The 20,747-nt window shown below is 41.4% G+C and carries 18 protein-coding genes and 1 pseudogene; 8 read left to right on the top strand and 11 right to left on the bottom strand.

Annotation, left to right across the window (positions count from 1 at the left end; genetic code table 11):
* Nucleotides 1-543: 543 nt before the first annotated feature.
* Nucleotides 544-1,449, bottom strand: a complete 906-nt coding sequence (locus ACEYW6_RS11255) for a CoB--CoM heterodisulfide reductase iron-sulfur subunit B family protein (RefSeq protein ID WP_412979776.1) — start codon at nucleotides 1,447-1,449, stop codon at nucleotides 544-546.
* Nucleotides 1,450-1,869: 420 nt separating this feature from the next.
* On the opposite strand from ACEYW6_RS11255, the gene acpP reads away from it, so the two are divergent.
* The 5 genes and pseudogenes from acpP to ACEYW6_RS11230 all read left to right on the top strand — a co-directional run bounded on the left by acpP (nucleotide 1,870) and on the right by ACEYW6_RS11230 (nucleotide 6,715).
* Nucleotides 1,870-2,124, top strand: coding sequence for an acyl carrier protein (gene acpP / locus ACEYW6_RS11250; RefSeq protein WP_190891379.1), 255 nt, complete (start codon nucleotides 1,870-1,872; stop codon nucleotides 2,122-2,124).
* Nucleotides 2,125-2,367: 243 nt separating this feature from the next.
* Nucleotides 2,368-3,618, top strand: a complete 1,251-nt coding sequence (gene fabF, locus ACEYW6_RS11245; protein ID WP_412979775.1) for a beta-ketoacyl-ACP synthase II — start codon at nucleotides 2,368-2,370, stop codon at nucleotides 3,616-3,618.
* A 253-nt stretch (nucleotides 3,619-3,871) separates the two neighbouring features.
* On the top strand, nucleotides 3,872-5,884 hold the full coding sequence (gene tkt, locus ACEYW6_RS11240) for a transketolase (protein WP_412979774.1): 2,013 nt from the start codon (nucleotides 3,872-3,874) through the stop codon (nucleotides 5,882-5,884).
* 123 nt (nucleotides 5,885-6,007) lie between these two features.
* Nucleotides 6,008-6,310: a hypothetical protein gene (locus ACEYW6_RS11235; protein WP_412979773.1), complete on the top strand. Its 303-nt coding sequence runs from the start codon at nucleotides 6,008-6,010 to the stop codon at nucleotides 6,308-6,310.
* A pseudogene (locus tag ACEYW6_RS11230) lies at nucleotides 6,307-6,715 on the top strand (PIN domain-containing protein). Before ACEYW6_RS11235 ends, ACEYW6_RS11230 begins: the two are co-directional and overlap by 4 nt.
* Nucleotides 6,716-6,810: 95 nt before the next feature.
* Here the strand turns inward: ACEYW6_RS11230 and ACEYW6_RS11225 are convergent.
* Together ACEYW6_RS11225 and ACEYW6_RS11220 are read right to left on the bottom strand one after the other, a co-directional pair.
* Nucleotides 6,811-7,416, bottom strand: a complete 606-nt coding sequence (locus tag ACEYW6_RS11225; RefSeq protein ID WP_412979772.1) for a DUF4276 family protein — start codon at nucleotides 7,414-7,416, stop codon at nucleotides 6,811-6,813.
* A complete protein-coding gene (locus tag ACEYW6_RS11220; RefSeq protein ID WP_412979771.1) occupies nucleotides 7,416-8,564 on the bottom strand; it encodes an AAA family ATPase in 1,149 nt (382 codons plus the stop codon). Before ACEYW6_RS11220 ends, ACEYW6_RS11225 begins: the two co-directional genes overlap by 1 nt.
* A gap of 628 nt (nucleotides 8,565-9,192) precedes the next feature.
* Between ACEYW6_RS11220 and ACEYW6_RS11215 the strand changes: the two genes are divergently transcribed.
* Nucleotides 9,193-9,597 (top strand): hypothetical protein, encoded by a 405-nt coding sequence (locus tag ACEYW6_RS11215; protein ID WP_412979770.1) that lies wholly within the window; start codon nucleotides 9,193-9,195, stop codon nucleotides 9,595-9,597.
* A 209-nt stretch (nucleotides 9,598-9,806) separates the two neighbouring features.
* Here ACEYW6_RS11215 and ACEYW6_RS11210 read toward each other — a convergent pair whose 3' ends face one another.
* The 3 genes from ACEYW6_RS11210 to ACEYW6_RS11200 form a co-directional block, all read right to left on the bottom strand.
* On the bottom strand, nucleotides 9,807-9,998 hold the full coding sequence (locus ACEYW6_RS11210) for a hypothetical protein (protein WP_118167650.1): 192 nt from the start codon (nucleotides 9,996-9,998) through the stop codon (nucleotides 9,807-9,809).
* A gap of 536 nt (nucleotides 9,999-10,534) precedes the next feature.
* A complete protein-coding gene (locus ACEYW6_RS11205; RefSeq protein ID WP_412979769.1) occupies nucleotides 10,535-12,079 on the bottom strand; it encodes a hypothetical protein in 1,545 nt (514 codons plus the stop codon).
* Nucleotides 12,080-12,214: 135 nt separating this feature from the next.
* Nucleotides 12,215-12,817 carry a DUF3318 domain-containing protein gene (locus ACEYW6_RS11200; protein ID WP_412979768.1) on the bottom strand — a complete coding sequence of 201 codons (603 nt, stop codon included), beginning with the start codon at nucleotides 12,815-12,817 and terminating at the stop codon, nucleotides 12,215-12,217.
* Nucleotides 12,818-13,078: 261 nt separating this feature from the next.
* On the opposite strand from ACEYW6_RS11200, the gene ACEYW6_RS11195 reads away from it, so the two are divergent.
* The gene (locus ACEYW6_RS11195) at nucleotides 13,079-13,330 is read left to right on the top strand and encodes a hypothetical protein (RefSeq protein ID WP_412979767.1); all 252 of its coding nucleotides are present in this window, start codon (nucleotides 13,079-13,081) and stop codon (nucleotides 13,328-13,330) included.
* A 75-nt stretch (nucleotides 13,331-13,405) separates the two neighbouring features.
* Here ACEYW6_RS11195 and ACEYW6_RS11190 read toward each other — a convergent pair whose 3' ends face one another.
* The 5 genes from ACEYW6_RS11190 to ACEYW6_RS11170 all read right to left on the bottom strand — a co-directional run bounded on the left by ACEYW6_RS11190 (nucleotide 13,406) and on the right by ACEYW6_RS11170 (nucleotide 19,276).
* Nucleotides 13,406-15,040, bottom strand: a complete 1,635-nt coding sequence (locus ACEYW6_RS11190; protein ID WP_196508949.1) for an iron uptake porin — start codon at nucleotides 15,038-15,040, stop codon at nucleotides 13,406-13,408.
* Nucleotides 15,041-15,172: 132 nt separating this feature from the next.
* Nucleotides 15,173-15,802, bottom strand: a complete 630-nt coding sequence (locus tag ACEYW6_RS11185) for a Crp/Fnr family transcriptional regulator (protein ID WP_190891399.1) — start codon at nucleotides 15,800-15,802, stop codon at nucleotides 15,173-15,175.
* A gap of 651 nt (nucleotides 15,803-16,453) precedes the next feature.
* Nucleotides 16,454-17,122, bottom strand: a complete 669-nt coding sequence (phoU, locus tag ACEYW6_RS11180; protein ID WP_190891401.1) for a phosphate signaling complex protein PhoU — start codon at nucleotides 17,120-17,122, stop codon at nucleotides 16,454-16,456.
* Between the two features lie 28 nt (nucleotides 17,123-17,150).
* Nucleotides 17,151-18,470, bottom strand: a complete 1,320-nt coding sequence (locus ACEYW6_RS11175; protein ID WP_412979766.1) for a sensor histidine kinase — start codon at nucleotides 18,468-18,470, stop codon at nucleotides 17,151-17,153.
* Between the two features lie 53 nt (nucleotides 18,471-18,523).
* The gene (locus ACEYW6_RS11170) at nucleotides 18,524-19,276 is read right to left on the bottom strand and encodes a winged helix-turn-helix domain-containing protein (protein WP_190891405.1); all 753 of its coding nucleotides are present in this window, start codon (nucleotides 19,274-19,276) and stop codon (nucleotides 18,524-18,526) included.
* A gap of 435 nt (nucleotides 19,277-19,711) precedes the next feature.
* On the opposite strand from ACEYW6_RS11170, the gene ACEYW6_RS11165 reads away from it, so the two are divergent.
* Complete coding sequence (locus ACEYW6_RS11165; protein ID WP_412979765.1) at nucleotides 19,712-20,695, top strand: hypothetical protein; 984 nt, start codon at nucleotides 19,712-19,714, stop codon at nucleotides 20,693-20,695.
* Nucleotides 20,696-20,747: the final 52 nt, after the last annotated feature.

Raw genomic sequence — 20,747 nt, 5'->3', positions numbered from 1 at the left:
GGAAAATCAAGTTTAGGCACTCCCCCGTGATTACAGAAGCTCAGACTTCAGCCGGAGGCAAGTCTGAGTAGTTCACTAAAGCTAGTTGGGCTTGACGGAGTGCTTCAGTAATTACAGCAGTCAAAACTTTTACTTGTTACTGTGACAAAGGCTTTGGGCTGTACATTGTTCATCGGTGTCAACTTAACGTGAAACGCTTGTCAAGACGTGATATTGAGTTCATTCCCTTACCACCATTACTCACCGCGTCACCCCACCCCGGTTTTGTCTAAAGCCAAAACCGCCCCTCCCCTTTACAACTACGGTGTACACACAAGTAGAATTATCCCCCTTGGAAAGGTGGGAGATTGGAAAATCTAGTTCCCTCCCCAATACATACGGGGAGGGTTAGGGTGGGGTAATTTGAGGACTGGTAGTGATTCGATCACTTGTGTGTACACCGTAGCCTTACCAAGGGGAGGGGTAAAGCGTATATGGGACAAGCGCTTGAGCTTAAGTTGACAACACTGTACATTGTTGTGCACCTACCTTGTACTCTACAAACTAAAAGCCTAATTTCTCCAACACTGGCTTGGTAGAAACAACGTGGCGTTCTAAACCCAGTTCTTTTGGACTAACCCCAAGTGCCAAAGCAATCAACTGGGGTAAATGCAACACTGGTAAACCTAGCTTCTGTTCAATAACCTTTTCTACGTCTGGCTGACGCGAATCTAAATTTAAGTGGCACAAAGGACAAGGTGTAACTATACAGTCAGCACCAGATGTTAAGGCATCCTGAATATGCATCCCCGCCATTTTGAAAGATTGGGTAGTGGCATAACTAGCAAGGGGCCAACCACAACATTGCGTCCGACCTCGGTAATAAATTGGTGTTGCACCCACCGCCCGAAACATATTTTCCATCGCTTCCGGTTGGAAGGGGTCATCATAGGGCATATATTTTTGGGCACGGAGAAGATAACAGCCATAAAAAGCCGCGCATTTTAATCCAGTTAACTTCCGGGTGACACGTTTGGTAATTTCCTCTAAACCGTAATCTGTTACCAAGGCGTAGAGAAGATGTTTAACGTCGGTACTGCCGCGATAAGGCGAACAGCCTTCTTTATCCAGCAAGCCATTAACCTGTTCAATGTAAGCAGGGTCAGTTGTTTGGCATTCTTTCAGGTGTTCATTGACATGACCGATAACACCTTGACAAGTGCTGCAATGGGTAAGTAAGGGCAGATTTAATTCTTCTGCTAGGGCAATATTTCTGGCGTTGACTGTATCTTCCAGCAGTTGAGAATCTTCTTTAAATGTGCCAGAACCGCAGCAAGCAGCTTTTTTAAGTTCAACCAGTTCGATACCCAGTGCTTGAGTAAGCGCTTGAGTTGACTGGTAAAGTTCCCGACAGGCCCCTTGGGCAACACAACCAGGGAAGTAAGCGTATTTAAGTGTCTGAGATAGCATAGAGGTATGTTTGGGTTAGAGCGATCGCTCTAAACAATAACTGTTTTATCATTCCTTGTTAGCACCAAAGTTCTGATGTTTGACGTTCAGCGACCCTTTAACCGTCTAGGTTCAAAGCCGCAGCATCTACATATTCTTATTGCTAGCAAGGCTTTAAATACTGATCGAGACATTGTAAAAAAATTTAGCAATAATTAGACAACCGAAGCATTTACACGGTATCGACGATGGCGTAGCCCGCTCTCCTACCCAATTCTAAGAAGATTTACTCCATTCTTTTGAGGAACGGCAGGGGTTTTCTAACAGAAAACCCCTTGGTAGTATACGGGTGATCGCGCTTGACGATAAGATGTATATGCTCAAAACAATGTCTCCCATAAAGAGCAGAACCTAGCAACTGGTTAAGGACTTTTATTATTTATGAGCCAAACGGAACTTTTTGATAAGGTCAAGAAAATCGTCACCGAACAACTGAGCGTTGAAGACGATACCAAAATCACTCCACAATCCAAATTTATGGAAGATTTAGGAGCAGATTCCTTGGATACCGTTGAACTGGTGATGGCTTTGGAAGAAGAATTTGATATCGAAATTCCCGACGAAGCTGCCGAGCAGATTGTATCGGTTCAAGACGCAGTAGATTACATCAATAACAAAGTTACCGCATCAGCTTAAAAAAAGTTTTGAGTCACCAAAGTTTAGATGGCAATGCCATGCCCCCTTTGGGCATCTACGGCAAAAACCGCTGCTTTGACTTTTCACTGAGTGCTGAACAGTTAAAAGTTTAGGAGTTAGAGTTTTAGGAGGCAAAAGTTCGGAGTTTTCTCGATCTTTGGGTGCTTCCAAAACTCAGAACTCAGGACTCGAAACTCAGCAATATTTAATGCCTGCTGCTTTTTCGCCACCTTTAACTGAATCATGACAGATCATACACGTAAACGCGTTGTTGTAACTGGTGTTGGCGCGATTACACCTATAGGTAACACAGCAACAGAATATTGGGATGGATTATTGAGTGGACGTAATGGCATTGACTACATCACATTTTTTGATGCGTCTCGCCATGATTGCCGCATTGCTGGTGAGGTAAAAAACTTCGATCCACACGATTACTTGGAGCGCAAAGAGGCCAAGCGCATGGATCGATTTGCCCAATTTGGGGTTGCGGCAGCAAAACAGGCTATATCTAACGCGGAATTAGTTATTAATGACCTGAATGCAGAACAGGTAGGTGTCATGATCGGTTCTGGCGTTGGCGGCATTAAGGTATTAGAAGACCAGCAAACTATCTACCTCAACCGTGGACCCGATCGCTGTAGTCCATTCATGATACCGATGATGATTGCCAATATGGCAGCAGGATTAACGGCAATTCACACGGGTGCTAAAGGGCCAAATTCCTGCCCTGTAACTGCCTGCGCCGCTGGCTCCAACGCTGTAGGCGATGCTTTTCGCTTAATTCAAGGGGGATATGCCCAGGCGATGATTTGTGGCGGAACAGAGGCAGCTGTAACACCATTATCGATGGCTGGGTTTGCCGCCTGCAAAGCCCTCTCTTTTCGCAATGACGACCCAGCTCATGCTTGCCGTCCCTTTGACCGCGATCGCGATGGATTTGTCTTGGGTGAAGGTTCAGGAATTTTAATTCTCGAAGAACTCCAACACGCCCTCAGTCGCGGCGCTCACATTTATGCCGAAATGATCGGCTATGGTATGACCTGTGACGCTTACCATATCACTTCCCCCGTCCCCGGTGGACTCGGAGCTGCTAGAGCGATAGAACTAGCCCTCAAAGATGCCGGCATAACTCCCGAACAGATTAGCTATATTAATGCCCACGGCACTAGTACCCCAGCTAATGATTCAACTGAAACCTCAGCAATCAAAAAAGCCTTGGGAGAACATGCCTATAAGGTGGCAATTAGCTCCACCAAATCGATGACAGGTCATTTGTTGGGCGGTTCTGGAGGTATTGAAGCAGTCGCAACAGTACTGGCGATCGCTAATGACCAAATTCCACCGACAATCAATCTGGAAAATCCCGATCAAGAGTGTGACTTAGATTACGTGCCTAACTTTAGCCGCGCTCAAAAAGTCGAGGTGGCAATATCCAATTCTTTTGGGTTTGGCGGTCACAATGTCACACTGGCCTTTAAGAAATACGTCTAAAAATTTCCCATTTTATTGCTGGTCGGCTCTCCTGAGATGACTGTGCTAAAAGTATCAGAAATATCATTCCGATATAAAGTAAGCGTTCAGCATGACCCAATTATCAGCTTGATTTATCACCAGAAACTCAGGAGATCCCGCTTGTCCATCGACAAGCGGGAATGGGATGATGAGGATACTGTGGGGGAATCTAAAATAACCCCAGCAAAAGAAGCTACGAAGAGTGCTAACCCGTCGTTAAAAACAAGAGATTATGGCTGTTGCAACCCAATCCCTCGAAGAACTTTGTATTAACTCGATCCGCTTCTTGGCTGTTGATGCCGTAGAAAAGGCAAAATCGGGACACCCAGGACTGCCAATGGGCGCGGCTCCGATGGCTTTTGTCCTTTGGGATCGCTTTTTGAAGTTTAATCCCAAAAATCCCAAATGGTTTAATCGCGATCGCTTTGTCTTATCTGCCGGTCATGGCTCGATGTTGCAGTACGCCCTACTCTACCTGGCAGGCTACGATAGCGTCACTATCGAAGATATCAAGCAATTCCGTCAATGGGAATCCAAAACCCCTGGACACCCCGAAAACTTCATGACCCCAGGTGTGGAAGTCACAACTGGCCCCTTGGGTCAAGGAATTGCCAATGGAGTCGGTTTGGCGATCGCCGAAGCGCACCTTGCCGCAAAATATAACAAACCCGATACCAAGATTGTTGACCATTACACCTACGTAATTTTAGGTGACGGTTGCAACATGGAAGGGATTTCCGGTGAAGCTTGTTCTTTTGCAGGACACTTGGGATTAGGCAAACTCATCGCTCTGTACGACGACAACCACATCTCCATCGACGGTTCCACAGATGTGGCATTCACCGAAGATGTTTCCAAGCGCTTTGAAGCTTACGGTTGGCACGTTTTGCACGTTGAGAACGGGAATACCGATTTAGAAGCGATCGCCAAAGCAATTGAAGAAGCTAAATCTGTCACCGATAAACCATCAATGATTAAGGTGACAACCATCATCGGTTATGGTTCTCCCAATAAAGCAAACACTGCTGGCGTTCACGGCGCGGCTTTGGGTGGAGACGAAATAGCATTGACTCGGAAAAATTTGGGTTGGGAATACGAGCCTTTTGAAGTTCCACAAGACGCTCTCAACCATGCACGCAAAGCAGTGGAACGCGGTGCAGGCTACGAAGGCGACTGGAACAAAACATTTGCCGACTACAAAGCTAAGTATCCCCAAGAAGCAGCTGAATTTGAACGCTACATTAGCGGCAAACTACCCGACGGTTGGGATAAGGTACTACCCACCTACACCCCCGAAGACAAAGGACTGCCCACCCGCAAACACTCAGAAACTTGCCTCAACAAAATAGCGGCAGTTTTACCTGAATTAATTGGTGGCTCGGCTGACTTAACCCACTCCAACTTGACTGAAATCAAGGGCAAGGGCGACTTCCAAAAAGGGCACTACGAAAACCCCAACATCCACTTTGGTGTGCGGGAACATGCTATGGGCGCAATCTGTAATGGTATAGCGCTGCACACTTCGGGATTAATTCCCTACGGTGCTACCTTCTTGATCTTCACAGATTATATGCGTGCTGCCATCCGCTTGTCCGCGCTTTCCCAAGCTGGCGTGATTTGGGTGATGACTCACGACTCCATTGGACAAGGTGAAGATGGCCCGACACACCAACCCATTGAAACTCTGGCTTCCTTGCGAGCCATTCCTAATTTAACCGTGTTCCGTCCCGCAGACGGTAACGAAACCTCTGGTGCTTATAAAGTAGCGATTGAAAAAGCGAAGCAAAACGCTCCGTCTTTGTTGGCGTTCACCCGTCAAAACGTCCCCAACTTGGCAGGTACATCAATTGAGGGCGTAGCGAAAGGTGGATACACCGTTGTGGATAGCCAAGGTACACCTGAAATTATCTTGATTGCTACTGGTTCAGAATTGAGCCTCGCTGTCACCGCAGCCGAAAAACTCACGGCTGAAGGCAAGAAAGTCCGTGTTGTCTCGCTACCTTCATGGGAACTTTTTGAAGCACAGGATGCGGCTTATAAAGAGTCCGTTCTGCCAAAAGCTGTTACCAAGCGTTTGTCTGTAGAAGCTGGTAGCAGTTTCGGTTGGCACAAATACGTGGGTACTGAAGGCGATTGCGTTAGTATCGATCGCTTTGGTGCTTCGGCTCCAGGCAATATTTGTCTAGAGAAATTTGGTTTTAGCGTTGATAATGTGTTAGCTAAGGCTAAACAATTGTTGGGTTAATAGCAACAGAATATTCTCAAAATTTTGTGAGGTGGGCATCTTGCCCGCCTTTTTTTTACACACAGGGGCGCTGAAGAGGATTGTTTATAATTGAGGTAATTAGTTAAATATTGGTAGGAAGTTATGCAAGAAGTTTCTAGCTATCATCAGGAACTTATCAATCGGATCTCGCCAATTGTGGAAAATTTATTTAAAGGTAATAGTTTATATCAAGTAAAGTTAAAACCACGGGAAATGATCCACATGTTAGTTGAACTATTTGGGCAATTTTCACCAGAAGAAATGAGGGAAATTAAAGATGATGATTTGACAGACAGAATTGATAGTATTTTAATTTTAGAGGCAGTTTCAGGTACGTTAAATGATTTAACACCGGAGCAAATAGCTATTTTTGATGCAGCAGTAGAAGGAAGATCAATAAGGTGAGTTATTTACTAGATTCAAATATTGTTAGTTATATTTTGAAGAGAAATGTAATTGTAGACCATAAGTTTCGGTAAGTCCGTCGTCTGAAACAAGATGTGTTTATTAGTTACATACTTACTATGAAGTCAAACGAGGCCTTTTAGCTATCAATGTAACTAGACAGTTAGCTGATTTTAATAAATTTTGTCAAATATATAAAATTTTATTAATCGATGATTTAGAGATTATTGAACTAGCGTGTGAAATATATGTGACTTACAACGCAGGGGGTTTACTATCCAAGAGCAAGATATATTGATTGCGGCTACAGCGATCGCACGCGGATTAATTCTGGTTTCTAATGATTCTGACTTGCTGCGAGTCGAAGGACTGAGCTTGGAGAACTGGGCAAGAATAGAACCTTGAGTTAGAAATTATGAGGAGAAAGCGATCGCCCTGAGAAATGCTCGTTATTGATGAGTAATTATGGAAGTAATTGCACTGACTTTTTTCACATAATTCTACCATGTAGGCTCAAATGCAGTTATAGCATTTACAGCCCGTTCCAGACTTGGAGAATAGTTTTTAGCTACGTCCACTCGCCAGAACTTTTCAACAAAGTAAATCAACTGTCCGTTATAGTCTCGGCCTACCTTTGCAGTACTATTAGGTTGTGGGACAATAGCTTCACGCAATTCACGTTTTTTGGCTTTTCTAGCAATATTAATCAGTGTTTGTTTAGGATCACTAATTTTATCAACGTCTTGAGGAATTGATGTTTGCTGCACTCCCAGAAAATTGGCAAAAGCTTCACTATCAGCTAAAAGCCATGCTTCCACTTCCCTAACAGCGATACGGAATAAAAGATTAGGGTGTTTTGGGGATGGTAGCCATTCTTGAATTACTTTCAATGGACACTCCATTGTGTCAAGGTCTGTTAAAACTATGTAAGGCGTTCCTTTGGCAGCATTATTGAAGCCCTTAATTTTATTTTTAAGGTAGCCAAAGCCGCCCTTACAATAACATGTGCCTACTTGATAAGGAAGTTTAGATTGGAGTAAAATTGCCTGTAACACTGCCTCACTTAGCGAATCTTCAACAGCTAGGTTAATAGGGATAAAGTCCACTATAACTGAAGCTCCAATTTATTAATTTCAGATGGTTTAGTTAATGGCAAGACAGCTTCAGCTACGTTGAAGCCTCCGTCTAGCAGATCGCGCACATTATCAAGCGAAGATGCCTGAATTACATTAGTTCCTTCTGGACTTGGTGTTAAAAGCAGGATCTCTTCAAGCCCAATTCCCTCATCTTCCAGCAAATCAGCGCTATGTGTAGTGAGAATTATTTGTCTTTTCTTCTGACGTTGAATTCTATACATCAATGAGGGCAATTTCTTAACTATAGCTGCGTTCAATGATAACTCTGGTTCTTCAAGAAGTAGTAGTGAGTCGGTTTCTAATAATGACCAAAGTAAACCTATCAAGCGTAATGTCCCATCTGAAAATTGATCCTCTCTTTGTTTACCTGCTTTAGGACGCCAATGCTCATATACTGCCTCCAAATGTGGAACACCCATCTCATCTTTTGTATCAGTTAGACGTTTCAGTTGGGGAACAGCTGTACGTAAAGCATTTTCAATCTTTGTTAAACGCGATTTACGAGTCTTTTCAGGAGTCTTGGTAATTCGCTCAAGAAAACTTCGCCCAAAAGGATCTTCGGAAACGCCTGGTCCAGAAAAGGCATCTGGATAACGGAGTAACTGAGGTACAAGGTGTAAATATAGAACAGATTCAAAAAATTTAGTAATTTCTCTGAAATCTGCATTGGCACTGATTTGCTCTAGGTGCGTCTGTGTTCGTCTTAACTCGTCTTTTTCATCATTTTTATCTGGACGGTCGATTAACTTAACATTTTCCTTCCATACACGCTCGTAAGCCAAAATAGGTTGACGGTAACCTCTAGTCTGTTGTGTGATTCCAATAGCATATTTCCATATAGGTTCATGACTAGAGTAGTCTGAAAGATGTACCTCAATCTCAATCTTTGGATTTTGCCGTGCTGAAAGACAGCGAATCTTGGATACGCCTCCACGATCTCTGACAGCTGTCTGTAAACCGCCTCCTGGTTTGGCAATATCTCGCAAAAAGCGGAATACATCAAGAAAGTTAGATTTACCACAGGCATTAGGCCCGACTACAAAAACTCTGTCACCTAATTCAACATCTACTGAGAGAAAATTCCGCCAATTCTTTAGTATTATGTGAGAGATAATCATCAGTAAATTGCATAAGTTTCCTAAATAAAATGCCATATTGATATGATTTTTTCAACGTAGGCAATGCATGAAGTATAGTTTATTTTTGTAAAATCACTTTCTTAATTTAAATAAAAGCTGAGTGTATTATTTTAAGCACAATTTTCAACTCGACAGATACAAATCCGATCGCACCCTAGCACCCACATTTCAGCCAACTCTAAAAAGTGCAGATTATAAGTCACTCATTTCAGAATCTTGTCAACTATCTTTAGATAGATACGGTCAACGGTACACAATTTATCATCGGAAATCGCTTACTAGTAACGAAAAAATAAAATTATCATCGGAAATCGCTTACTAGTAACGAAAAAATAAAACTTTCATACTAAAATTTAGAACGACTCACTTTTGGATTATTTTGTCAATGTGTAATATCCAGCATCGCCTAATAAATCAGCAAGGCCTTCTCAGGACTTAATCTATGTTCATGCTTTCAGTAGATGCAGTTATGTCTTTATAAATGCGATCATATACATGTCCTCAAACAATAAATAGTTGCTGTTGTCCGAATAAAAAAATATGATTTCTTCTGACTCCAGTAACTTAGGCTTTATCCAATTGTTTGATGTTTTGAGAAGGTAACACAATGAATAATATCCTAAAGCGCACACTTCTACCCAGCCTCATGGCTGCAAGTTTAGCTGGCGTAACTATAATTCCCGCTAAACCAGCTGCTGCTGATGACCAAGTATTAAGAGATGCAGGTATTGGGGCTGTTACCAATGTAGTAACCGGAGCAGTTAGGGGAAATGGTAGTGTATTAAACAATGCTGTTAAAGGTGGTGTCACTGGTGCAGCTGTCAATGGTGCAAATGGTCTGAGAAACACTCGCAATCGCCGTAACCGGAACGTTGTTCAAGATGTCGGAGTCGGTGCAGGCGCTAGCGCAGTAACTGGCGTAATTACTGGCGATAGCAAAGATACCCTTGGAAATGCTGTTGATGGCGCAGCGGTAGGTGCAGCAATCCATCTGCTGACCAATGGCAAATAATTCGCAATTTATCAGCTGAAATACTTTCCAACCGCTAATCGATTGCATTTGTAAACACTACGAACTTATCCCTCCCCTAATTCCTCTCCTTCTAGGATGAGTAAACACAACCCCCTTTCCCTACTAGAGAAAGGGGGTTGGTGGGTTAGATTTATATTGGAATATATGTCACCTTCAGGTTCAGATGACTTTAAACTTAATAGTAAACTCTAGCCCTTCAACGCCTTTCTAAAGTTTCGACGATAGGATTGATTTGTAATAAACAAAGCTGGCCATAGCAAAGATAAACCAATGCGATTGGTCAAAGTTGGATTAAAATTAGTCCGTCCAAACCCATTCCAAAACTTCCAAACGCCGCCTCCGTAAACTACTATCAAGGCAAAAATAATAAAGTTACCCATTCCTATCAACTCCGTTAGTAACTGACAGAATTTAAGTTAAGTTTTACCACACGAGGTAAGCACTTCATAACCCAACACCGAGAAGGTATGACTAAACTCTTTAGTCTCGAACATCTAAGTTATTTAAACACACATTCTCTTATTCCAGTGTAGATTAGCCTCACGCATTGCAGCTAGTTATCAATGGTGGCAAGCTAGGTCAAAGGACGTAAAAGCCTTATTTATGGTGTGTTTTGGCGATACATCTTGCTTGTATAATTATCAAGCCTTTAGTTTCTAACGGCAAAACAGCGCTATAAATGCCTAATAAAGCAGGATTAGTTCCTTGTTGTAGCTTTAAGGAAATATCTTGTGCTATCGATTGCCACTGGATAAATTAAGTATTCATAGTAATATATTTATTCAAGTGTAAATACTGATTTTTCCAGTACAAAAAAGCCTATCCCATATTTCTAAATGAAATTTTGTACTTCTCTTTACCTCGAAGATTAACTGCAATCTGCCTGAAAACTGCAAAATTATGTGGCCCATTATCCTTATGCTTCATCTATCCAATAAAGATAATATCGTTCACTATCCACCCAACCTCTCTGAAAATCTTTAATCGGAACAATTTTCAAATCATTTCGGTTGGCATTCAGCTTTTTATTTAAAATAAGCAAAATTTTCTTTTGCTCATCTTGATTTTTGAATAGAGAATTAATTTGGCTTAAAATCTCAGTTTGTTCGACATCTTGACGACCTTTTTTAAATAGAGTAAAGCTTCCCATTTTTTGAAGCTCAGGATAGTAAAACTTTCGATTGAGGTAACCCGATAAAGGAGCCATATTTGCATCTCGACTGGCAACAATAAACTCATTATCTAAACCAGCTTTTTGAATATATTGGACTGTTTCCCGACTGGCAGAAAATGGTACAACTAAATCTCTTGAAAAACTATAAATACCTCCACCAAATTGGGCATAAAGAATTAGCATTAAAGCGATATAATGCCATTTTTGAACAAATGTAATTGAATTTGGATGAACAGAAAACTTATTGAGTAAAACTATTGACTTTTGATAATAACTTCCCAACCATAAAGCCGCTATTAGAACTAAATAAAAATGTCCATAATGACGGGGCATACCTATAAATCTCAAGTATGTAAATGTAAATATGACACAATTACCTATAATATAGAAAAAGAAAGCAACTGGCTTTTCAGATAATTTAATTAAGGTTAAAATTACAATAAATAGAGCAATTATCGCACAAACGATTAAATCCAGCCATCTTGTGTGTGCAGGAATAATTAATAAATAACTACCGAATACTCTACCTATACTTCTCAACAAATGATGAACATCTAATTGTATTAGCCAACCATTATTTAACCCACCATGAAGATAACTATCTGTTGGAGGAGTAATAATGCAAATAGATAAAATAAAAGAAAAAATGATAACTACAATACTTAAAAATATGTCGTATTTTTGGCTTTGACTAAAATACTGCTGCCGATGTTCACTATCAAAACAAAATTCAGCTAGCAAAGTCAATGATAAAGAAAACGATACCAATAAACCATAGGCACTACTATTTGCTAGTAAACCTAATAAAATTGCCAAATAAGCATAAGTTATTTTTCTAGATGAAAAAATAGTACAAAAGGCAAAAACAAACAACATACTAAAGGCATAGTTTCGAGAAATTAAAAGATATTCGTAAAAAGGAAAGAAACCAAACGAAAACAGAAACTTTTGTTGATAGTTAAAAGGACTATATAGGCAAAAAAGAGTAACCGAAACAACAGTAATTGCCAAATGAAAAATTTGCATAATAATAGGATTATCGACTATTCTTCTCAAAATACCCAGAGAAAAATACCATAAAAGAGGATGACCTTCATAACGAATATTTGCAATTAAATCCCCCAAAGATTCACTATCTCTGACAATAAGCCAGGGATTTAATTCATCTCGCCACATCGAATGGTTGAGAATACCTATTAACCCAAGAACAGAAAAAAGAATAATAATAAACCAAGGAGAATTAAAAGGGAATATCGAAGTATATTTGATGATTTGTTTGTTTAACATTGTTATTGAAAAATTAAATTTCTTTGATCAAAAATATTGCCACAGATGCTATCACAATCTGAGGGAAAACTTATTCATTTATCAAATTTTCTCCTGATTCTTTAACTATTCTGACTAATGAAGTATTCCTCATTCCTACTTATAACTTTCTGGCATACCCACCGGTGATAAACCTGCGATCGCTCGTAAGTTTTGGCAACGAATCAACTCGGTAAAATTTAAACTGGAACGCCCTTCAATTTTGGCTACCGCTTCAATTGCAGATAACAGGTGCTGCGCTGCTTCAGCTTCTGAATAACCACGCCGTTGTGCTACGCGAATTGCTGCTGCATCGGCATTTAGCTCTGACTCTTGAGATTTATTAGTGCGCCAGATCCGAAAAGCAGCGATCGCACTTAATCCCCCGGCTACGGCTACACCTACCACATCTGACTGTGCTGCTTCTAATAATCCGCCTAACAGCCCCGCCAGCACCACACCTTGATAAATGTCGGGTTTAAACCACTTCACGCCCGTTAACCAGCTAACCATCTGCAACAGCAGCAAATCTCGTTGCGGTTTTGGCAAGCGACGCCACAAATCAAAATTAATATATATCGGTCGCGCCTGATTCCAGGGTTGGGGAAAGGACGCGTCAATCACTTTTGCCTGCTCTGGCTTACTAACGATTTTTGTCGTCATCCGACCAGAAGCAGGCATCACATCTAACAAACGACGAATTTCAGCATTTGGCTCCATAAATTTAATTATTAGCCATAATGTGCATAGTAATTATTTTAGTTATCATTCGTGTTAACCTTTGATTTGTGACATGCTCTGGCAGTCTTTCTAAATGGTTGTTTTATTAGTAAATGGCGATTTGTGAATAGATTCAAATCAAGCCATAAGAATATTGATTTAAGCAGTTTGATAGTGTGGCGGGATTTTATAGTATCCGTTTGCCGCTAAATTCAAAACCTCAAAGTTTTGGATAACCATTGCTACTACACTTATAATCACATGGACGCTTTTGCTACCCTTCCGCCTGAATGGACGAATAAGGCAACACATGCCTATGAATTTTGCTGTCCTAACTGCCACTCAAGTAGCCGAGAAGCTGAGAAAGTTTGGCTAAATCGGCGATCGCCTGTACTTACAGAAAACCGTCGTCGCAAATGGCAAGAGTTTTACTACTGTCACTGTGGTTCTGTGTGGTGGGCTTGGAGTAGCGATCGCCCCCCAAAAGATATTACGTCGGTTTCGATAGATTGAAAAATCTAAACAAAAGCCCACCTCAAGGTGGGCTTTTGTTTATCTAATTCTGAGCGTTATTTCCCATCACCAATTTTAGAAGGAGAAAGTAGTACGCAGAGTACCGACATAGACGGTATCGTTTGCATCGTTGTGTTCAGGATTGAAAATCACCAATAAACCAGGGGTAATGGCAATATTATCGCTGACCTTTAGGCGATAAAGAGCTTCTGCATGATAAGAGGTGTCTAGATCCTCTTGCTCTACACCACCGGGAGCGAATTCACTGCTAGTTACTCTCGGTGATTGTCCAAAGATCAAGCCAAGCAAGCTGCCTTCTCTGCCAAAGTCTTTTAGACCAAGAGTAGCAGCCCAGTAAAACACATCTGCACTCTGTCCGGCAGCAGCACCAGTTCTAGCTTCCACATTACTGAAGCCTGCCCAACCGCCAATAGTTAACTTAGAGCTAGGTCTAAAGTTAGCCTGTACACCGTAATGATTGGAATCAGTACGACCACCTCCAAATGGATCATTGGCTAGGGAACTACCTGTACTTCCGAAGACGTTGGGATCTTCTTGGTAACTGCGAGCATAGGTCAGACCAACGTTCAAGGCTTGACTAGGCTGGAAAGCTAATTGACCTAAAATAGTACTATCACCATTGAATAGTCCGTTATTCAGATCAGGATCGAGACCACTGGTAGTAGGACTGTTAGCATCGTTGGATAGATAAGCAGCAGACAAGCTGATAGCACCTTTAGGATTGAGGGTAACAGTCAAGCCAGCACCACCAGAACCAGGTCGGTAAATTGGGCTGAAACGTCCATAGCGAGAAATAGCGCCGCTACCAGAACTAGCAAAGTCAGGGTTGAAATTGTTGATATTCTCGTATACTTCAGCACCAGTAACATCAACTTTTACACGTGCTGCATTACCAAAGTCGAAAGCGTAGTTAACTTTATCGATTTCAACGCTGTTGCCGCTATTTCCATCAAAACCCAAGCGGGTCATATTGGTGCCAGTTACAGTAGAATTGGAAACGATATTTCCAGCATTCAACCGGATTTGCAATCGGTCTGTACCAGTGAAGCTGCTGTACAAGTTCAAACGAACGCGGTTGGAGAAAACTGTGTTGCTCTCTAGGTTGGGAAGATTGGTAGGATCATCATCATCATTTCCACCAAAAGCATCAGACACGTTGAAAATCGCTTCCCCTACCAGCTTGGTGGTAGTAGAGAACTGATTAGCTTCTAACTCAGCAGTGCGGGCTTCTACGGCATCAACACGACCGCGCAGAGTTGCTAGTTCAGCAGAAAATTCTTCTTGTAATCGCTGTAAAGTAGCTAGGTCTTGCTTGCTGACCAAATCGGCAGTGGCTGTAGCAATCAGTTCATTAACCCGATCTAAACAAGCATTCAAACCTGCGGCAAATTCATAACGGGTCAAAGCACGGTTACCACGATAAGTACTGTTGGGATAACCTGCAATACAGCCGTAGCGCTCAACTAGAGATTGTAAAGCTTGGAATGCCCAATCTGTGGGCTGCACATCCGAAAATTGTGAAACTGATGTTACCTGACTCATGTTGTTAGAGTCCTGAGCTTCAGATAACTGGGCAACATTTGTTACTTCTTCGTTGACTTCAGCAGCTAAGGCGCTATTAGCAACAAAAAATGCAGCAGCTACAACAACCGGACTAACCTTAAAAAGATTCCAGAATCGTTTTGTCATGTTTTTACTCTCACTCACACCTACATAATCCAGTCATAGTAAAATGCTTAAAACACTTTACTTTTGCGGATTTCACACACAATCACAGCGATGATTATACCTTATATCCTGTGATTATTACAAGCAAGTTAGTTAACATCCTGCTGAAGCATAGTTTTTAATTAATTTATTTGGTAACCGCAAAATAATCCGGCGTTTGTGACGAAAAACTGTTCCTTCTTCCTCAAACTGTTGTAGGATTCGGGTAACTGTTACTCGCGTGGTATTTAACACTTCAGCAATATCTTGATGGGTAATATTTAAATCAATTAGCTTGCCCTTATCTACATCACGTCCAAATTTTTTACTTAACCACACTAAAAATTGCCATAAGCGTAGCGAAATTGGTTTTCGATGCACAATACTTAGTAGATCCTCTGCCTGTTGAATATGAGACAACAAAGCATTAATATCTTGATGCCACAAATGAGGTGGAACAATGCTTACTTCCACGCCTGTGAGACATTCAATCTGGTAAGGCTTGACTCTAGACAAAGGATGACCAATCAGATCGCCCAATCCCCAATAACCGAGAGTGATGAATGTTCCATTTTCACTCCATGTTAAGGTACGAACTGCACCGTGCTCAATCCGCCAAAGTACATCATTTTGAAGTGGGATTACTTCCCTACGGGTAAATATCTGCTGGGGTAATTGCCCACCCAAAGCAGAGCTATTTGACACGGCAAAAGAGTTTGAAGTAGGAGTTGTGGAATACATCATTAACTGTAACTACATAATTATCAGGGAATCTCGCTATTTAAAATGATTAAGAAACTCTAATAAGTTGTATAAAATTTACCTATATATCTGAAGTGTATTTTGCTCAACTAGGGCTAGAAACTAACTCAAAATTTTCTCATGTAAACAATATTATGATTGGAGTTCTCTATCATAAAGATAGTCCAGAATTTTCCAGTTGTTTCTCTGTTACTTTAATTGTGTAAGTTTAAGAACAGGTAAGCTTTTAGTAAAATATTTAGTTAACTTATTTTTAATTATTTAGTATTTTCTTGTAGTGGTTCCCGCATTAACAAGGGACAGGAAAAAATAATTAACCACGGATAAGCACAGATATTAGTCAGGGTACGGCATTAGCGTGTCCCTACCCATGTACCTCATTCACGTGAGAATGCTACAAGAGTCAGCAAGTAGGCACAAATAATGTATTACGGCTTTAGCCTAACTCACCACTATGTAACATGGTGCGTTAGACACTCATGTCATATTTTTCATGACAAATTATATCGAAATATGCGCCTAAGACACCCTAAAGTTTTATGCAAAGTAGTACTAAGTGACTTGAGTCCTCAGCTTTTGTTTGTGTTTGTAGAGGTAATGGCTTTAGCTTGTAGACTGAATTTAAACCGTCAATTAAGAGCGTTGACCGGTAACAATGTATGCTACCCTTTGACCGATATTAGTGGCGTGATCTGCCATGCGTTCCAGGCAACGAATTGCCAGTGCTAGTAACACAATTGGCTCGACTACGCCTGGCACATCACGTTGTTGGGCTAAAGTCTCATAAACGCGATCGTAGGCATCGTCTACAGTATCATCTAAATGCTTTAAACGGCGTCCACCGGCTTCATCGAAATCTCCCAAAGCCTTCAAGCTAGTTGCTAGCATTGCTTGCGCATGAAGGGACATAGCTTCAATATCTGGCAAAGACGTATGAGGCGCGTAAGGAAAAATTTTAATCGCAATCTCAGCTAAATCCTCAGCATAATCGCCAATGCGCTCTAAGTCGCGCACCAGTTGCATAAAGGCACTCAAGCAGCGCAAATCTTGAGCCGTAGGCGCTTGCAGCGTCATAATCGCCGTACAGTCTGATTCGATTTGTCTATAAAAGCGATCGATCTTTTTATCTAAGCGGGGAAGTTCCTCAGCTGCTGTTAAGTTACGAGCGAATAAGGCTTGGTGGCTGAGGCGAAATGATTGTTCTACCAAAGCACCCATGCGTAATACATCCCGTTCTAAGCGCCTAATGGCGCGTGCAAGTTGGGGTCTTTGAGGATTGGGACTGTAATGGGCAGCTTTCACACTTGTGATCTCAAACGTGAAGATATTATTAACTATAGTCTTGGCTTAAGGAGTTTGCCATAACTTCACAAAATTGGAGTTGCATCCACGCACCACCAGTTTCTGGATGGTTCATAGCTTTGATTGAACCACCGTGGGCAAGAAGAATTTGCTCAACGATCGCTAAACCTAAACCATTGCCAACGATCGCCCCTATGGAGTTACTATCTTGTGGGGAATGGGTTCGCGCCTTATCTCCCCGATAAAATCGCTCAAAAACGTGGGGTAAATCTGCCTCAGAAAACCCGACTCCAGAATCAATAAGATTTATTTCCAGAATTGGGGAAGCAGCATCATTATCCTTTGTTGATAAGATTTTCGCTTCAACATGAATACTTGTACAAGGAGGACTGTACTTAATGCTATTGTCTAGCAAGTTGAGAAAAACCTGATAAATACGAGCTTGATCTGCCTTAATCCAAAGATTTTCTGGGCCAGAATAAGAAAAAGATAGATGTTGGCGCTGTGCCAAGGGTTCTAGTGTTTCCCAAACAGATGCAATGAGCGATCGCAATTCTACAACTTTGGTTTGCAATTGCATGGTTGGGTTTGCTTCCATTTGGGTGAGGTCTAGCCAGCTTTGCACTAAGTTAATCAGCCGATCAACTTCTTGCATTAGGCGATTAACCCAGCGATTTAAAGGTGGTTCCAAGCGGGTTTGTAAAGTTTCCGCAACCAAGCGAATCGAAGTCAAGGGCGTTCTGAGTTCGTGTGCTAGATCAGAAAAAGAGCGATCGCGTACTTGATTTATATCTAATAGGGGTTGACGATTTTCTAAAAAGACTCCCACTTGTCCATTGGGCAAAGGCAAGCTAGATGCCCGCAAGGCCAGAGATTTTAGTGTTGGCATCTCTGCCGCATCATCACAAGATGGATGAAATACCCATTCTCCCGTCTGTGGTTTTTGCCGATCACGAGTTTGCTCAATTAAATGGTCAAGTTCGTAAGACCTGACCAACTCTAGCAACAAGCGCACCTGTTCTGGTTGCCAACTTTGCAGATACAAAATTTCCTGTGCCTGCCGATTGCACCACAGCAGTTGATTTTCCTCATCCACCTGCAAATATGCCACTGGTGCAAAATCTAGTAGGTCTTGGTAAGTTTGCAACGACTGCTGCAAATCTTGCCGTTGCTGTTTCACCATCGCTATTTCCTGCCGCAAACCAGGTATCAACAGCAGTCCCATCTTGTAAGAATGCGAGGTTAACGGTCGGAGTAAGCGCCCCAGGTAGCGGTTAAGTTGAACCTGTTGCCAAACCCAAAACCCAATGCCTACCGCTAAACCCAGACAAAATCCCAATAAAAGCATTTGAGTTGTTAGTTTCTTTGTGACTACTAAAAACTAACAACTATCTAAACTAATTATCCAAACCTATAGCCAAAACCTCGTACAGTCACAATATATTCAGGATGACTGGGGTCTTGCTCTAATTTTTCGCGCAACCATCGAATGTGAACGTCTACGGTTTTACTATCACCGACGAAATCTGGCCCCCAAACCTGATCTAGCAATTGTTCCCGCGACCATACCCGGCGGGCGTAACTCATAAAGAGTTCCAGCAAGCGGAACTCTTTAGGAGAAAGACTCACCTCTTGACCACGAACCAGCACGCGACATTCTTGAGGATTCAAGGTGACATCCTTGAATTTTAATACAGGTAGTTGTGGCAAATTACTTAAGCGTTGGCGGCGGAGTAAAGCGCGACAACGAGCCACTAACTCACGCATACTAAAGGGTTTGGTCAGGTAGTCATCTGCTCCCACCTCTAACCCCAAAACGCGGTCAGTTTCACTACCCTTAGCACTGAGCATTAAAATAGGTACTGGGTTTCCTTGATGACGCAGCAAACGGCAAATATCTAGCCCATTGATTTGAGGCAGCATCAAATCAAGAATGAGCAGATCAAAGGGAAGTTCCCCTGAGTTGGTTTCAAAACTTTTGAGATACTCTATAGCAGACCGCCCATCGGGTGCAGTTGTCACCCCATAACCTTCTTCTTCCAGGGCTACAGCTAGCATTTCCTGGATTAATTCTTCATCTTCTACTACTAGAATACGGCTGGTTTGCCCAATGTCCGTTCTAGCAGAATATTTGGTCGATTCACTGGTATACATTGATATCACAAAAGTCTGGGACTGTGCTTGTATCAATTAGGATGATTGAATCTATTATCTCGCCTTACTGCAACCGCGCTTCTACTAGGGTTAATTCTTTTAGATTTTCTTTACAAAAAGTAACATATGCCACAGCACCCTCCTAAATCATAAATCACGCAATTACATGAAGGGTTGTCTTGACAAAAGCAGATTAAGTTGGGTATATTCACCTTAGTACAAAAGTACTAAAAACCAAAGGGAAAACTATAACTGAAAACCATAAGGACATATATGTGGAAAATTCGTACTACCTAAGTGTCCTATGGTGATGATTTCCGTATTTCCACTGCGTTAAAAATGTTGATTTAGAGGCTACTCTGATGTCTGCATAGGGTAGTCCTTGGTATGGCTTGCTACCCAATAAATCATTTGCCTATTGAAGGGAGTTGGAAGATGACTACAGTTGGAGTCAAGGACAGCAAACAACAACTAATGCAAGCATTTCAACAAATTATTATCCAAAGAAAAAAGCTGGAATCTAAAATAGCAACCAAACAAGAGGAAGCAGAAAAGGCAAAAAGTCAAGAAATTCTGCAAGCAGCTTCTGCATATACGGTTGATAGTATTGTCAAAGGTTTAGCTGATTTACAACTGGAGTTTGGTAGTATTCTCAATGGATTATCTGAAAAACTAGCTCAGGAAAATTCCAAGTTAGATGAATTGAACCGAGCTATAGAAATTGAAACTCAACGCTTACAAGAGCTTCAACAAATCAGAGTTGTAGCGGATACTCTAGACATTTTAAGTCAAGAACACCAAGAAAAATTAAAAACCCTAGAACAAGACACTATCAGCAAAAGGGAAACACTAGAGAGAGAAATCACAATCAGGCGGAGAGAATGGCAAAAAGAGCAAGCAGAGTATGAAGAGAAACTCCAAGCATATAACGATTTATTAGCTAAAGATCGCCAGCAAGAACAAGAAGAATCTCAGTATAAGTTAGAAACTACTCGTAAACTCAATACAGACAGCTACGAAGCGATAAAACGCCAACAACAAAGGGAAATTCAAGAAAATTCTCAAAAGAAACAGAAAGATTGGGCAGAACGAGAAAAGATATTCGCTGAACGTCAACCACTCTTTGCAGATTATGAACAAAAGGTAACTAAATTTCCTAACGAACTGGAAGAAGCCGTTAAGAAAGCAAGGGAAGAAGCAATTAAAGAAACAAGCCAAAAAGCTAAAATCGAGGCTGATTTATTTGAGAAAGAATGGGAATCTAATAAACAGAGCTATGAACTAAAAATTCAATCTCTAGAAGAAACAATTAAGAAACAGTCTGAGCAAATAGAAGGTATATCTGCTCAATTGCAAACTGCATTAAAACAAGCACAAGACTTAGCTATGAGAGCTTTCGGTAGTTCTAATCCTAAATAGTTGTGAGTCTGTAGCATCTTAATCATTTTTAATTCCTGAAGAGGAGGTTTGT

The sequence above is a fragment of the Nostoc sp. UIC 10607 genome, assembly GCF_047228265.1.
GTDB lineage: Bacteria > Cyanobacteriota > Cyanobacteriia > Cyanobacteriales > Nostocaceae > Nostoc > Nostoc foliaceum_A.
Note: the sequence above shows the minus strand (reverse complement) of the source record. Positions and strands in the feature narration are given on the sequence as shown.